The sequence below is a fragment of the Clostridium sp. genome (genome assembly GCF_036660475.1).
GTDB lineage: Bacteria > Bacillota > Clostridia > Clostridiales > Clostridiaceae > Clostridium_J.
In genome coordinates this window covers 362,287-379,339 of record NZ_JAVXAO010000001.1, presented here as the reverse complement: position 1 = coordinate 379,339, position 17,053 = coordinate 362,287, and the positions used below count along the sequence as shown (strand labels likewise).

Here is a 17,053-nt window from a genome sequence, read left to right as displayed (position 1 = left end):
GAGAAGATTAGTATTCTTGAGTTATATTGTGAAAAAAGGGGCATTATTTATATAAGGCATCTTCAAAAAATAAATAAGTCAGTACGTTAGACTATTTTGTGTTACACTGCGTCAACAGAATAATTAGATAGCTATGCTATAGGTGGAATCTATGTCATTGTCTAACCCAAAATATTTTTCGCATCTTTGACTTGTTATTTATTTACAGATGCCTAAGGCAACTAATAACATAAGTAATTTTAACTATAGGAGACTTAAATAAATATTTAATATATAAATAAAATATAAGAAATGTGAGGAGATATTATGGAACGTTTAGATAAAATATTAGGAAATATGGGATATGGTAGTCGTAAAGAGGTTAAGACTAGTTGCAGAAAAGGTGCAGTTGTTGTAAATGATCAAGTTGTTAAGGACAGTGCTGTTAAGGTTGACCCAACTAGTGATGTAATTATGGTGAATGGAGAAAGGGTTAATTACAGAGAATTTATTTATTTGCTTTTGAATAAGCCAGCAGGAGTTGTTAGTGCAACATTTGACAACCATGATGAAACTGTAATTGATTTACTTGATCCAGAATATCAAGTGTTTGAACCATTTCCAGTGGGAAGGTTAGATAAAGATACTGTTGGATTTCAATTACTTACAAATGATGGAGCTTTAAATCATAAACTAATATCACCTAAAAATCATGTAAATAAGGTTTATTATGCAGAAATAAATAAGCCTGTAGATAAAAGTGACGTAGAAAGCTTTAAAAAGGGAATAGTTATAGATGATGGATATAAGTGTATGCCTGGAGAGTTAGAAATAATAAGTTCAACCGAAGATGGATCAGAAGTATTTGTTACAATACAAGAAGGAAAATTCCATCAGGTAAAAAGGATGTTTGAAGCTTTGGATAAATCCGTTGTGTATTTGAAGCGTGTTAAATTTGGACCTATGGAACTTGATGAAACCTTGGAAGAGGGTTCATATAGAGAGTTAACTGCAGAAGAGATAGAAATATTGCAAAATTTATAGCAAATAGTTTGAGAAAAATATAACAGTGAGCATATTTATGAAAATTTTAATATTAAACAGTATGTAGTCGAATTTTAGTGGTATAATCAAAGAAAAATTCGGAAAAATTATATGTATTAACATTTCGTTTATAAAATTAATTATTAGTTCACTTGAAAAATAAGAAAACAATATGTATAATAAAGGTGTAAATAGAATAAATAACCCCTTTTATTTATTCGTATAACCTTCCCCAAAGGTTATACAGTTATTTTATGTCGAATTTAATTAAATATTATTGCGAAGAAAAAACTATTGATTATTTCGGTAGTTTTTTCTTTTTTTGAACAAATTTAAAAGAAATTAGAACATTTATAAATATTTATATAAATATAGTTAAAAGTTTATTATAAACTAGAAAAAATTAGTATATAATATATATGTATAGGCCAATCTCATAATATGAGGGGTGGACCGCTGAAGGGATAGGTTTACAAGGTTTATTATGTATTATTGGGTATTTTGAAAATTATGATAATTAAAAATAAATATATAAGTTTTAAAAAATATTTAATGTGGATTTTACATAACACTATATATAAAAAAGGAATACTATTATCAATTGGGGTAATGGTATGTATTAAAATGCTATGGCATAAACATGTTATATTAAAATTGGAGGACGTGAAAAATGAATATTAAAGAAGTATTAATAAACTTTATGAAAGAACAGGCTTATAAGCCAATGAGTATAAAGGAGTTATCAAAAATATTTGGGATAAGTAAGAGAGAAGCCAAAGAGTTTCAGCACTTATTAGATCAGATGGAGAAGGATGGTTCAATAATTAAAAATAGAGCAGAACTTTATGGAATTCCAGAGAGAATGGGAATTATGAAGGGAACTTTTGCGGCAAATCAAAAAGGGTTTGGATTTGTAATAGTAGAAGAAGAAAGACCAGATATATTTATACCAGCTAGCAATGTTAATAGTGCTATGAATAATGACATTGTACTTGTTAAGATATTAAGAGATGAAAATAAAGGTAAAAAATGTGAAGGTGAAATTATTCGAATAGTAGAAAGAAAAAATACAAAACTCGTTGGAACATATGAAGATAATAAAAGCTTTGGATTTGTTGTAGCTGATGATAAAAAAATAAATCAGGATATATTTATTTCAAAAGGCAATAGAAATGGAGCAAAAACAGGTCAAATAGTTGTTGTAGAAATAACTAGTTGGCCAGAACAACGAAGAAATCCAGAAGGAAAAGTTATTGAAATATTGGGAGAAAAAGGCGATAAAGGTATAGATATTCTAACAATAATTAGAAAACATAATCTTCCGGAAGAATTTCCTATAGAGGTTGAAGAGTTTGCAGAAAAAATAGTGGATGAAGTTCCTCAGAGTGAGATTGATAGAAGACGAGATATCAGAGACTTAACTATGGTTACAATAGATGGAGAAGATGCAAAGGATTTAGATGATGCTGTTTCCATAGAAGTTTTGAAAAATGGAAATTACAAATTAGGAGTTCATATTGCTGACGTTTCTCACTATGTTAGAGAGAATAATGTATTAGATAAAGAAGCCTTTAAAAGAGGAACATCAGTATATCTTATTGATAGAGTTATTCCAATGCTTCCAAGGAACTTATCTAATGGGGTATGTAGTTTAAATCCAAAAGTAGATAGACTTGCACTTAGTTGCTTTATGGAGATTGACCAAACTGGTAAGGTTGTAGATCATGATGTATTTGAAAGTGTAATTAAGACTAATGAGAGAATGACATATACAGATGTTACGAAAATACTAAGAGATGAGGATGCTGAAACTATAGAAAAATATAAACATCTTCATGAAGATTTTAAAAATATGGGTGAACTTTTCAAAATTTTAAATAAAAAAAGATTATCTAGGGGTGCTATTGATTTTGATTTTGAGGAATGTAAAATCATATTAGACGAGAATGGTAAGCCAATTGATATATTACCGCGTGAAAGGGCTATAGCAAATAGAATAATAGAAGAATTTATGCTAGTTTGTAATGAAACTGTAGCAGAACATTTCTTCTGGATGAATGCACCTTTTGTATATAGAATTCATGAAGACCCAAATATGGAGAAGCTATTACACTTCAGTGAGTTTGTGTACAATTTAGGATATCATATAAGATTTAAAGATGATGAAGTACGTCCTAGTGAACTTCAAAAAATATTAGAATGTGTTAAAGGTAAAAAAGAAGAAACTGTAGTTAGTACATTACTTCTTAGATCCATGATGAAGGCTAAATATTCGCAGCAGTGTGTAGGTCACTTTGGACTTGCAGCTAAATACTATTGCCACTTTACATCACCGATAAGAAGATATCCAGACCTTGCAATTCATAGAATTATAAAAGAATTAATAAATGAGGGATTAACTCCAAAGAGAGAAAAAAGATTAAAAACTTTTGTAGTAGATGCATCTAAACAATCATCAGATACAGAAAGAATGGCAGTGGAAGCAGAACGTGAAGTTGATGATCTTAAAAAAGCTGAATATATGTTAGATAAAATAGGTCAAGAGTTTGAAGGAATAATATCATCAGTAACTAGTTTTGGTATGTTTGTAGAACTGCCTAACACAATAGAGGGGTTAGTTCACATAAGCGAACTTCATGATGATTATTACATTTATGATGAAAGACATTTATCATTAATCGGGGAAAGAACTAAAAATATTTATAGACTAGGTGATTCTATAAAGGTTATATGTTCTAAGGTTGATATAGATGCTCATGATATATTCTTTGAGGTTGTAAAAACTGAAAAAGAAGAGGATGAAGAAGTTGAAGAAATATCTGTAGATCTTAACGAATTAATTTTTGGAAGCCATGAAGCTGAAGAAATTAATCAAATTGACTAGTTGGTTAATTGGTTAAAACACTTAGAATAAATAGCGAGAGCTACTGTGGAGTTTTAAGGGTAAAATAAAGAAATTTTATCTGAAATTTATAATTTTAAATTATAAATTAGTGAATTGTAAAGATATAAATAAAAAAATAACAAACAAATAATAATTAAATGTGGGTCCCGGAACTGTATTTAGATATAAATATATAGTTCCGGGATTTATTTGACGTAATAATGAAGTTTAATATAATAATTTAACTGTAAAATCATTATTATAATGTGAATTTATAAAATAAAATATTTAATTTTGTAAAAAATATAGAAAATTAAAAATATTGTGATATAATTAACATGTAAATAGTTAAATAAATAACATATAAGTTAAATTTTAAGGGGGTTCATATTATGGCACGTTTTACATTACCAAGAGACATTTATCATGGAGAAGGAGCGTTAGAAACGCTTAAAACATTGAAGGGTAAAAAAGCTTTCATAGTTGTTGGTGGCGGATCTATGAAAAGATTCGGATTTTTACAACAAACAGAGGACTACTTAAAAGAAGCTGGAATGGAAGTTGAACTATTTGAAGGTGTAGAGCCAGATCCATCAGTGGAAACAGTGATGAAGGGTGCAGAAGCTATGAGAAACTTTCAACCAGATTGGATAGTTGCAATCGGTGGAGGATCTCCAATTGATGCAGCAAAAGCTATGTGGATATTCTATGAATACCCTGAGTTTACTTTCGAGCAGGCTGTTATACCATTTGGACTACCAGAATTAAGACAAAAAGCAAAATTTGTTGCTATACCATCAACTAGTGGAACAGCTACAGAAGTTACAGCATTTTCTGTAATTACTGATTATAAAGCTAAAATAAAATATCCATTAGCAGATTTTAATATAACACCTGACATTGCAATCGTTGACCCGGCACTAGCTCAAACTATGCCAAAAACTTTGGTTGCACATACTGGAATGGATGCGTTAACGCATGCAATAGAAGCATATACAGCATCATTAAGATCAAACTTTACAGACCCATTAGCATTAAAAGCTATAGATATGGTAAGAGATAATCTACTTAACTCTTATAATGGGTGTGAAGAATCAAGAAATTTAATGCATGAAGCTCAATGTTTAGCTGGTATGGCTTTCTCAAACGCGTTACTTGGAATAGTTCACTCAATGGCTCATAAGACAGGAGCAGTATTCCATATTCCGCATGGTTGTGCAAATGCAATCTTCCTTCCATATGTAATTCAATATAATAGAACAAAATGTGAAGCAAGATATGCATATATTGCAAGAATGTTAAAATTAAAAGGCTGTAACAATTCAGAGTTAACAGATTCACTAATAGAAATGATTAATGAATTAAATACAGTAATGGAAATTCCTCATTCAATGAAAGAATATGGAGTAAAAGAAGAGGATTTCAAAGAAAATCTTAAATTTGTAGCTCATAATGCTGTATTAGATGCATGTACAGGCTCAAATCCAAGAGAAATAGATGATGAAACTATGGAAAAATTATTTGAATGTACATTCTATGGAAACAAGGTAGAATTCTAAACCGAAAAAATTGTTAGTATCAATACTGAATTAGATTTCAGTGTGTTTAAAAATACTTATAGATAATTAAATCAAAATTAAGAGAGTTGCTTCAAGTAGAAAATTCTACATGGGGACAACTCTTTTAATTTAGATTATAAATGTTAAATCTAAAAGTTTAAGTTTGTGATATTGTGAAAGGATAAAACACTTAAATTACAAGGATTTAGAAGCATGAAAATGTAAAATAAAACTGTTGTTACAAAGAGTTTTGGGCTATAATAAATACATAGATAACTATACAAAGTTGTTTTTATTTAGTAAAATCACAGGTATAAGGTAATAAAGATATATAAATATAAAAGTAGGTGAGAGTGTGGCAAAGAAATTAGGAAATAAAACTTTAGCAGAAAATAGGAAAGCTAGACATGATTATTTTATAGAAGAAGCTATGGAAGCAGGTATTGTACTTGTGGGAACAGAGGTTAAATCTATAAGAGGTGGAAAAGCAAATCTTAGAGATAGCTATGCTGATATAGATAATGGTGAGATTTTTGTTAAGAATATGCATATTAGCCCTTATGAACAAGGAAATATATTTAATAAAGACCCTTTAAGAGAAAGAAAGTTACTTCTCCATAAAGCAGAAATTGAAAAGCTTATGGCGTTTACAGCACAAAAGGGGTACACGTTAATACCGCTTAGTATATATCTTAAGGACGGTAAAGTTAAAGTGAACCTTGGGGTTTGTAGAGGTAAGAAGGATTACGATAAGAGAGATGTAATGCTAGAAAAAGCCGCAAAGAGAGATATAGACAGACAGATGAAAGAAAAATATAAGTAACACTCCAAATCTATGATTTGGCTAAGTGTTACTTACTCATTTGAACAAAGTGAGAATGAGTTTCAGAATAAAGTCCAAATCTGTGATTTGGCTAAGTGTTATTGGCTGATTAAAAAGTATTAGTATAACTTCTTGAAAGAGAGGTGCTAATACTTTTTTTATTAAATTTTTCTTAAGGTTTAGCTTAATTATAGAAATGGTAAGTATACTTATATATAATTAAGAATAGAAATAGTGATAAATACATTTTAGGCATATTCAAAAAAATAAATAAGTATACTGGGCTATTTTGAGATGTCTTATATAAGGAGAATTAAAAATGATTAAAAAAAATATTAAGAAGTTGGCTATAGGATTATGTGTTTTTATGTGCCTTGGTACGTCAATAGATGCATTTGCAAGTGTTCGTGGAGAATATCCAACGGGTGAAATTCTAAGTCTTGGATCAGATTTAAATAAAGCACAAGAGGACCAGTTGAAGAAATATTTTAAGGCCCCAGATAATGTTGATACTATATATGTAAATAATAGTGTTGCAATAAAACAACTTGGGCTAGATCCTAACAATCTTCAGAACTTTACAGGGGGATGGTATTCTAGTGCCTATGTTAAGCTTATGGAGAAAGAATGTGGAGTAACGGTTAAATCTACTAATTTAACATTAGTATCTAATGATATGCTTGCTAATGCGTTAATAACCTCAGGCATATTAAATGCAGAGGTTGTAGCATCAGCTCCGTTTCCGGTAACAGGAGAATCAGCCCTTGCAGGGATATTAGCAGGTGCTGAAAAGATAATGGGTGGAGAGTTATCTTTAGATGGAAAGAAGACAGCACAAGAGGAGATAGAAGTATCTCTAGATTTAGCTGAGGAAATAGGACAAACAGAAGCCACTGCAATTATAAATGAAATAAAAACAGCTATTATAAAGGAAAAACCGTCTACAGAAAAAGAGATCCAAAAGATTGTAGAAGATACGCAAGGTAAGTATAAGGTAGAATTAAGTGGTAATATTGAAGATAGAATGGTTTCGTTAATGTCTGATATAAATGATTTGGACCTTGATTATTCAAAGCTTAAAGATACTTTAGATAAAGCTTCATCAAAGTTTAAAGAGGATATGGCGGCGTTAGGTAAGGAACTTAAGGACTCAGGATTCTTTGATAAGTTATTTAATTGGATTAAAGAGTTTGTATCATCTATATTTAATTAAAAGTATGATAGGTCATAATATTCGGGTGGAGTGAAAACGAACTCCACTTGAATATAGAATTACTTTCTGTACGATGTGAATTGGTATATTTATGCTAATTTTGGAAAATATATAAATGGGCTTCAAAAATAAATAAATTAGTATATTCGGATATTTTGAGTTATTAGTTATTTTCAAATAACTAAATGGAAACTAAACCATAAACATCATAAATAAATATATAAAACTTTACTTGATATAAGGTGGGTTATTGTTTATAATGAATATATCGTAGTAATATTAATGATTACTATGCCTAACATGGGGGCGCACTGGTTTCGACGGGGGTGCGTAACATATAGGAAGCGAGTAGAGGGAACCTATGGGCCCGCTTTAAAAAACTATGGGAAAAAGATAAACGCAGAAGATAATTTCGCGTTAGCAGCCTAGTCGCTGCTCGTTCTACCTAAGAGTCCTACGGCTTGGACTAGGGCGTCAAATTAGTAGGGAACCGAGTCTTAGAAAGCTTTGACTAAGAAACGGAAATTATGAAGCTACTGAAGTAAAAAACCTGTCTTTGGGTGTTTTATAGAGGGAATGTAAAATCAGAGACTGCACTCGGAGATGCCTATATGGAATGGCTTTCGGACATGGGTTCGATTCCCATCGCTTCCACCAAATAATCACTATAATTGTGATAAAAGAAAAATCCTTGATTTCAAGGGTTTTTCTTATTTTTCGAATAAAATATAATAACAATCTAAATCTTTGAATATAGTGGAAATGATTTCAATAAATATAAATATTATAAATATTAATGTTAAAACTAGGTTAACAACGTTGTAAATGTCAATAAAAGGTGATATCGTAACAATTGTAAAAATATTAAATAAAAGATAATAAAAACAAATACATATTATTATTTTATTAATGAATTAATGAAAATGAGGGGAGATATTTTATGACTATTTCTTTCACAGAATTTTTAAATCAACTAATGAATAATATACCATTATTAATTACAACAATTTTAACTCTAGGAGTAATCCTAGTAAATGGGTGGACAGATGCACCTAATGCTATTGCTACTTGTGTATCTACGCGTGCAATAAGTCCAAGATCGGCTATTATTATGGCAGCTATTTTCAACTTTTTGGGAGTATTTGTAATGACTATGGTAAATGCTAATGTAGCGCAAACCATATATAATATGGTTGATTTCGGGAGTGATCCACGAAGTGCGTTAATTGCTTTATGTGCGGCATTATTTGCTATTGTTGTTTGGGCAACGACGGCATGGTACTTTGGAATTCCTACTAGTGAGAGCCATGCATTAATTGCTGGTATATCAGGAGCAGCAATTGCTATTCAAGGTGGACTTAGTGGTATTAATGGTGAACAATGGATAAAGGTGTTATATGGCTTGATGCTTTCGACGGGATTAGGTTTTGGAATGGGATGGACAACGGTAAAAACCGTAGAATTTATATTTAAAAGATTTGATAGGCGAAGAACAAGTCAATTCTTTCAAAATGGTCAAGTGTTTGGAGGCGCAGCTATGGCATTTATGCATGGGGCGCAGGATGGTCAAAAATTTATGGGCGTATTCATGTTAGGAATATTTTTAGCAAATGGACAAGCAGATGTTACTAGTTTTGTTATTCCAGTATGGCTTATGGTACTAAGCTCTTTGGTTATGGCGATTGGAACATCTATAGGTGGATATAAGATAATAAAAGCAGTGGGTATGGATATGGTTAAATTAGAAAAATATCAAGGATTTTCTGCAGATTTAGCTGCGGCAGGATGTCTTCTGGTTTCATCAGTAACAGGAATACCTGTAAGTACAACACATACTAAAACTACTTCAATAATGGGAGTTGGCGCAGCGAAACGTATAAGCTCGGTAAACTGGGGAGTGGTTAAGGAGATGGTTTGGACCTGGGTGCTTACATTTCCAGGTTGTGGTTTAATAGGTTTCTTCATGGCGAAAATTTTTATTGCAATTTTTTAATTAAATATAATTAGTGATTAATAATATATGAGTAAAAATATTTGAGGGGGTACTGTAAAAATGAAAGGTAGAAAAGGAAATGATTATTTTGAAATGCTATCAGAATTAGTTGGATATTCTTGTACGGAAGCATATTTACTAAACGAAACTCTAATCAATTTTGACGCGATGACTTTGGAGTTAAAGGTAAAGGAAATGCATGAAATTGAGCATACTGCAGATATTAAAAAGCATAATATGATGGATAAATTAGCAAAGGAGTTTATTACACCTATTGAAAGAGGGGATATAATTGAACTTGCACATCAAATTGACAATATAACAGATGCTATAGAGGATGTTTTGGTTAGGGTATATATGTCAAATATTAGCACTGTGAGAGAAGAAGCTTTAGGATTTTCAAAACTGATAATAAAAATTTCTAATGAAGCAAAGGGTTTAATTGAAGAATTCCGCAACTTCAAAAAATCAACTAATATAGCTAAATTAAGAGAAAATATAAATCTTTTGGAGCAAGAGGGTGACAAACTATATGTAATCGGTATAAAGAAATTTTATGCTGAAATAACTGACCCTATTGAACTTATAATTTGGAAGGATATATTTGAATACTTTGAAAAATGCTGTGATGCATGTGAAGATGTGGCTAAAGTAGTTGAAAGCGTGATAATGAAAAATTCGTAAAAGTGAAAATTTGTATGGCTAAAATAATATATTTAAAAAGAAGTTTTAATAAAGACCTTAAAGTTTAAAGATTACATTTAAACTTTAAGGTTTTTTATTATCTTATTTAATATCACAATAAAGCATAAGAATTGAGGAAGTTAATAAAAATAATTTATTAATTTGATATATAGTGATATTATCATATAGAAAAGCTCATGAAAAATAAATGATAAGGTGTGTTGAAATGGAAGAATTAAAAAAAGCAATTGATGAAATTTTAGAGCAGGAAATTATAAAGATAGTTGTTAGTAATAAAATGAATAAGGAAATACAGTATAATAAAATAACATTTATATTAAAAGAAAATGAGGGAAGAAAATACTATCAAATAGAAAAATATACAGATAAGCAGGTATTTCATGAAAATATTGATGTAGATAATTTAGAGAGAAAGCTTTTAGAATGTGTAGCATCTAACTATAAGCAGGTTGGGGCTTGGTCTGATAAAACTACATTTGATTTGAAAATTTCTAAAAAGGGTAAAATACATTTGGGTAAGAAAAAAGAGGATAATGAAAATAAGGTTAATAAAGGTCATAATAAAGAGAAAAACTATATCCTTAAGGAAGGTATGATAATAGAACCACTTATAGATTTAGGAGTTTTTACAAAAGAGGGTAAGGTTGTAAATTCTAAATATGATAAGTATAAGCAAATAAATAGATTTGTTGAAATTATTGATGATGAGATAAAAAAGAACGATTATAAAGAGCTTACCATATTAGATTTTGGCTGTGGTAAATCATATTTAACCTTCGTACTATATTATTACTTTGTAGAAATTAAAAAAATAAATGTTAAAATGATAGGCTTAGATCTTAAGGCTGATGTTATTGAAAAATGTAATGATATAGCAAAGAGATATAATTATGAAAACTTGCATTTTGAATTAGGGGATATAAATGGATTTAAATATAATAATAAAGTTGACATGGTAATTACATTGCATGCCTGCGATACAGCTACAGATTATGCTTTGTATAATGCAATAAAATGGAATAGCAAAATGATATTTTCAGTGCCATGCTGCCAACATGAATTTAATAGTCAAATAGAAACTAGCTCACTATCTATATTGACGAAATATGGAATAGTGCAAGAGAGAATTTCAGCACTGATGACAGATTCAGTAAGAGCTAATTTGCTAGAGTGCCTAGGATATAAGACACAACTTCTAGAATTTATAGATATAGCACATTCCCCTAAGAATATATTGATTAGGGCATCAAAAGCAAATATATCTAAGGAAAAAAAGGAAAAGGCTTTAGAGGAAGTTACTAGTTTAACGAGTGAATTTAAATTAAAACCAACATTATTTAACTTGCTGAAAGAAGATAATCTAATTTAAATATAAGAGGAAATGATAATCTATGGCAATTAATAGAATAAGTTTAAGTTTAGCACAGGAAATAGTAAATGCAGTAAAGGAAGTTGTAGATAAGGATATAAACTTTATAGATATAAATGGAATGATAATAGGCAGTACTGATGAAAAGAGACTAAATACCTTCCATGAAGCAGGATATGAAGCTATAAAAAATTTGAAAAATGTAACGGTTGAATGTAGTGATGAATATAAGGGGAGTAGGAAGGGAATAAATTACCCTATAAAGATAAATAGAAATGCAGCTGGAGCAATAGGTATAACGGGTGAGCCTGATGAAATAAGCAAGTACGGATTTCTAGTAACAAAGATAACTGAAATATTTATAAAGGAACAGGAATTAAATTATAAATATGAAGCAGATAAACAAAGGATAAATTATGTAGTAAAATCATTAATTTATGATAATATAGAGGATAAAAATGAAATAGAGAATATCTTAAGTGAATTTGGAATATTGCCGAATCAAAAGTTTGCGGTTGTAATTATGAAAATAGATAAATGTCATGATGCTAGAGAGATAGAGATTATAGAAAATGATATCAAGAAAGTGTTTGACTCTATTGGGAATATATTTAAGATATATATATATCCAAATGAATTTATAGCTCTAGTTAATACAGAAAAATATGATAAATTAAAGAGTGTATATATGGATATTTTAGAAAAGTATCATGGGATTTTAATTGGTGGTGTTGGAAGGTTAAAAGAATTATATGAAACTTATAATTCTTATCAAGAAGCTCGAATAGCTCTAAAATATGCTAGCAAAAATAGAGAAATTTTAACCTATCTTGATACCTTAAATTTAGAAATCATTTTAGAGAGTGTAGATACAGAAGTAAAGAAGCAATATATAGATAAAATATTGAAAAAATTGGATAAAGAAGATATTAAGTTGTTAGAAGTTTACTATAAAAATGATATGTCATTAAAAGGTACCTCGGAGGAATTTTATATTCATAAAAATACATTACAATATAGATTAGAGAGAATAAATCAAAAATCGGGATTTAATCCAAGGCATTTTAATGAATCAGTAGTATTATATCTGGCAATAAGGTTGATGACATAAAGTTAATACTATAATACAAATAAGAATCCATAAATTTAGATTTTGTTGAAGCTTGTACATTATCAAGATTCAACAAAAAAGTTTATGGATTTTTTTATTTTTAAAATTATTTTAGGATTATCTCAAAGATGAAATGTAAAATTATTTTGATTTCAATGGTTGATGTACTAAAAAAAAACATATGAAAACGTATTATTTAGGTATTTGTAACATAGTTGCACCAAAGAGTCTTTGATATAATGATATCACGAGGGGGCGGTAAAATGAAAATAGTAATTTCAATAGATTCTTTAAAAGGGAGTTTAACCTCAATGGAAGCAGCTAATGCCATTAAAATTGGCATATTAAAAGTTGATGATTGTTCAGATATAAAAATAATGCCATTAGCGGATGGTGGAGAGGGAACTGTGGATGCGTTAGTAGAAGGCATGAATGGTGAAGCTCAAATAATATCCGTTGCAGGGCCTATGAATGAAAAAGTAAATGCTAAGTATGGAATATTAAAAGACACTAATACAGCGATAATAGAAATGGCTCAATCATCAGGTTTTGCGTTAGTTCCAGTAGGCGGTGGGAATCCGTTACTAACGACAACTTATGGTGTTGGAGAGATGATCAGAGAAGCTATAAACAAAGGATGTAGAGATTTCATCGTAGGAATAGGTGGAAGTGCCACTAATGATGCTGGGGTTGGGATGCTTCAAGCCTTAGGTTATGAATTCTATGACGAAGATAATAATTTAGTAGGATTAGGTGGACAGGTTTTAAATAAAATAAAAAGTATAAAATCAGATAATAGATTGAAAGAATTGGATCAATGTAATTTTAAAATAGCTTGTGATGTTACAAATCCGTTATACGGAAAAAATGGAGCAGCATACATATATGGACCTCAAAAGGGTGCTACAGTGGATATGGTTGTAGAACTTGACAATGGACTTAGGAATTTTGCAGAGGTAGTGACAAAATATTTAGGAAGAGATTTATCTCAGGTAGAAGGAGTAGGAGCTGCTGGTGGGCTTGGATTTGCATTCCTAACGTTTTTGAATTCTAAACTAGAGTCAGGTATAAAAATAATATTAGAAGAAATAAAACTTGAAGAAGCGATAAAAGATGCAGATATTGTAATAACCGGCGAAGGTAGATTAGATAATCAGACAGCTATGGGAAAAGCGCCAATAGGGGTAGCTAAGCTTGCTAAAAAGTACAATGCAAAGGTTATAGCTATAGCAGGATGTACAACAGATGATGCTGTAGTTTGTAATAATGAAGGTATAGATGCATATTTTTCAATAGTAAATTCTGCTATGACATTAGAAGAAGCTATTAATAAAGAAAATGCAACTAAAAATATGATATTAACAACAACGCAGATATTTAGACTTATAAAAGCAATGAAATCTTAAAATATGAATATGAGGTGATGGTATGGACGTACAAATAACAACCTTAGGAGCTTTATTAGGGCTTACAGTAGCAATAATATTAATTATTAAAAAAGTGCAACCAGTGTATAGTTTAATTTTAGGAGCTGTGGTAGGTGGAGTAATAGGTGGAGCGGGACTTACAGGTACAGTAAATGTAATGATGAGTGGTGCAAAAGATATAATGCCAGCAATTTTACGTATAGTAACATCAGGAGTTTTAGCGGGTGTGCTTATAAAAACGGGAGCAGCAGCGAAAATTGCAGATCAAATAATAAAAACCTTAGGTAAAAAGAGAGCTTTATTAGCACTAGCATTGTCAACCATGATATTAACATCTGTAGGAGTATTTATCGATGTAGCAGTAATAACTGTTGCTCCAATAGCTCTTGCAATAGCTAAAAATCTAGGATATTCACCGCTGGTTGTACTTTTTGCTATGATAGGGGGGGGAAAGGCTGGTAATATAATATCTCCTAATCCGAATACTATTGCGGCAGCTGAAAATTTTGGAGTAGAATTATCCTCATTAATGGCGGCTAATATAATACCATCAATAATGGGATTAATAGTTACAGTAATACTAGCTTCTATGCTATCAAAGAAGTTTAAGGGATCAACGGTAGAAAAAATAGAAGTAGAGGTAGTGAACGATAAAGAATCACCGTCTTTCTTTGCTGCAATAATTGGTCCATTAGTAGCAATAGCTCTACTAGCACTTAGACCTATACTGGGGGTTTCAATAGATCCACTTATAGCATTACCAGTGGGTGGGATAGTTGGAGTTTGCGTTATGGGAAAAGCTAAAAATATTAATGAATATATGAATTTTGGGCTTTCTAAAATGATGCCAGTTGCGATATTGCTAATTGGGACAGGAACCATTGCAGGAATAATCAAAGCATCGGATTTACAAGTAACAATAATAGGATTGCTCAATTCAATGAATATGCCAGCATTCTTATTAGCACCAATATCAGGTACATTAATGTCAGCAGCAACAGCATCAACTACATCAGGTGCAACTATAGCATCTGCAACTTTTGGATCTGCTATAATGGGAGTTGGAATATCTCCAATAGCTGGAGCGGCAATGGTTCATGCTGGAGCTACTGTGCTTGATCATTTACCACATGGTTCATTCTTCCATGCAACAGCAGGGGCAACCAATATGACTATAGGTGAACGCTTGAAATTAATACCATTTGAATGTGTAGTAGGGCTTTCTATGACAATAGTTTCTACAATTATATGGGGTATTATATTATAAAGAGAATGCCTAAAATTATGTAATATAAATTGATAGAAATAAAGCAAGGCAATTTAGTGATGGTAGATTTTAAATAATCAGTAAAGTTGGAAATAAAGAATTAGGAAAAGGATTAACAAAAGAAGAAATACATAAATTTAGGAGAGTGTTAAATGTTAAATAATTTAAAGAGAACAAAAATAGTATGTACACTAGGACCGGCATCAGATAAAGAAGTAGTATTAAAGGAATTAATAGAGAATGGGTTAAATGTATGTAGATTTAATTTTTCTCATGGGTCTCATGAAGAACATAAGGGAAGAATGGATTTAGTTAAGAAGGTTAGAACGGAATTAGGTAAGCCTATAGCAATATTATTAGATACTAAAGGACCGGAAATAAGAACAGGTAAGTTTGAATTACCGGAAGTGTTATTAGAAGAAGGACAGAAATTTACTATAACAATGGATGATGTTATGGGAACAAAAGAGATCTGTACAGTAAGCTATAAAGGACTTTCGAAGGATGTAGTGGCAGGAGATACTATATTAATTGACGATGGACTAGTTGGATTAAGAGTGGAAGAAGTAAATGGAGAAGACATACTTTGTACAGTAGAAAACACAGGGATAATAAAAAATCATAAAGGGGTTAATGTTCCAGGGGTAAAAATACAATTACCTGCATTAACGCAAAAGGACATAAGTGATATAGAGTTTGGAATATCACAAGGCATAGACTATATTGCAGCATCATTCGTTAGAAAGGCAGCAGACGTTTTAGAAATAAAAGATATATTAAAAGCAAATAATGCTGAGAATGTTGAGATAATTTCTAAAATAGAAAATCAAGAAGGTATGGATAATATAGATGAAATAATAAATGTATCTGATGGGATTATGGTTGCTAGAGGAGACTTGGGTGTAGAGATAGCTACAGAAGAAGTACCTATAGCACAAAAAATGATGATAGAAAAGTGTAATGCAGCAGGTAAACCAGTAATTACTGCAACACAGATGCTTGATTCGATGATGCGAAATCCTAGGCCAACAAGGGCAGAAGTTACAGATGTTGCTAATGCTATATATGATGGTACAGATGCTATAATGTTATCTGGCGAAACTGCCGCTGGAAAATATCCAGTGGAAGCCGTTAAAACTATGGCTACTATAGCAAAGCGAACAGAGGAAACATTGAATTATTTGGAATTGCTAAATAAAAAAAAGACCGCAAAAATGTCGGTTACAAATGCAATAAGTTATGCTACATGTAATACAGCTATGGACTTAGATGCAGCTGCAATAATAACATTCACATCCACAGGGCATACAGCTAGAATGGTTTCTAAATTTAGACCACAATGTCCAATAATAGCTACAACAGAGGATGACGGTGTAATGAGACGATTAGCATTAACTTGGGGCGTACACCCAGTTAAGACAGCGCATGTAGAAAATACAGATGCAATAATAGATAAGTCAATAGAAGTAGCAAAGAAAATGGAATACTTAGTTAAAGGTGATTTAGTTGTAATAACAGCAGGTTCACCTGTAGGAGTAAGAGGAACTACAAATTTAATAAAAGTTCATGAGATATTAGAATAAATATTAGTAATTCAATGTGACTACACTTAATATATAATAGAAAACCTTGGTAGATATCTACTAGGGTTTTTTTGCTTGGTAGATTTATGAAGTTTG

At 30.9% G+C, this 17,053-nt stretch carries 12 protein-coding genes and 1 other RNA gene; all 13 read left to right on the top strand.

Features of this window, described 5'->3' with window-relative positions; all coding sequences use genetic code 11:
* The first annotated feature begins 306 nt into the window (after window positions 1-306).
* The gene (locus RSA29_RS01620) at window positions 307-1,023 is read left to right on the top strand and encodes a pseudouridine synthase (protein WP_346941662.1); all 717 of its coding nucleotides are present in this window, start codon (window positions 307-309) and stop codon (window positions 1,021-1,023) included.
* Window positions 1,024-1,693: 670 nt separating this feature from the next.
* The gene (rnr, locus tag RSA29_RS01615) at window positions 1,694-3,907 is read left to right on the top strand and encodes a ribonuclease R (protein ID WP_346932488.1); all 2,214 of its coding nucleotides are present in this window, start codon (window positions 1,694-1,696) and stop codon (window positions 3,905-3,907) included.
* A 392-nt stretch (window positions 3,908-4,299) separates the two neighbouring features.
* Window positions 4,300-5,466, top strand: coding sequence for an iron-containing alcohol dehydrogenase (locus tag RSA29_RS01610; protein ID WP_346941663.1), 1,167 nt, complete (start codon window positions 4,300-4,302; stop codon window positions 5,464-5,466).
* A gap of 355 nt (window positions 5,467-5,821) precedes the next feature.
* On the top strand, window positions 5,822-6,289 hold the full coding sequence (gene smpB / locus RSA29_RS01605) for an SsrA-binding protein SmpB (RefSeq protein WP_346932486.1): 468 nt from the start codon (window positions 5,822-5,824) through the stop codon (window positions 6,287-6,289).
* 319 nt (window positions 6,290-6,608) lie between these two features.
* The gene (locus RSA29_RS01600) at window positions 6,609-7,502 is read left to right on the top strand and encodes a DUF1002 domain-containing protein (RefSeq protein WP_346941664.1); all 894 of its coding nucleotides are present in this window, start codon (window positions 6,609-6,611) and stop codon (window positions 7,500-7,502) included.
* Between the two features lie 302 nt (window positions 7,503-7,804).
* Window positions 7,805-8,159, top strand: a transfer-messenger RNA (tmRNA) gene (ssrA, locus tag RSA29_RS01595).
* 283 nt (window positions 8,160-8,442) lie between these two features.
* Window positions 8,443-9,495, top strand: coding sequence for an inorganic phosphate transporter (locus RSA29_RS01590; protein WP_346932484.1), 1,053 nt, complete (start codon window positions 8,443-8,445; stop codon window positions 9,493-9,495).
* A gap of 60 nt (window positions 9,496-9,555) precedes the next feature.
* Entirely contained in the window at window positions 9,556-10,179 is a 624-nt protein-coding gene (locus tag RSA29_RS01585) for a DUF47 family protein (RefSeq protein ID WP_346941665.1), read from the top strand.
* Window positions 10,180-10,405: 226 nt separating this feature from the next.
* Window positions 10,406-11,569 carry an SAM-dependent methyltransferase gene (locus RSA29_RS01580; protein WP_346941666.1) on the top strand — a complete coding sequence of 388 codons (1,164 nt, stop codon included), beginning with the start codon at window positions 10,406-10,408 and terminating at the stop codon, window positions 11,567-11,569.
* A 22-nt stretch (window positions 11,570-11,591) separates the two neighbouring features.
* A complete protein-coding gene (locus RSA29_RS01575; protein WP_346941667.1) occupies window positions 11,592-12,680 on the top strand; it encodes a sugar diacid recognition domain-containing protein in 1,089 nt (362 codons plus the stop codon).
* A 263-nt stretch (window positions 12,681-12,943) separates the two neighbouring features.
* The gene (locus RSA29_RS01570) at window positions 12,944-14,086 is read left to right on the top strand and encodes a glycerate kinase (protein ID WP_346941668.1); all 1,143 of its coding nucleotides are present in this window, start codon (window positions 12,944-12,946) and stop codon (window positions 14,084-14,086) included.
* Window positions 14,087-14,108: 22 nt separating this feature from the next.
* The gene (locus RSA29_RS01565; protein WP_346941669.1) at window positions 14,109-15,374 is read left to right on the top strand and encodes a GntP family permease; all 1,266 of its coding nucleotides are present in this window, start codon (window positions 14,109-14,111) and stop codon (window positions 15,372-15,374) included.
* A 152-nt stretch (window positions 15,375-15,526) separates the two neighbouring features.
* Window positions 15,527-16,957, top strand: a complete 1,431-nt coding sequence (gene pyk, locus RSA29_RS01560) for a pyruvate kinase (RefSeq protein WP_346941670.1) — start codon at window positions 15,527-15,529, stop codon at window positions 16,955-16,957.
* The last annotated feature ends 96 nt before the right edge of the window (window positions 16,958-17,053 follow it).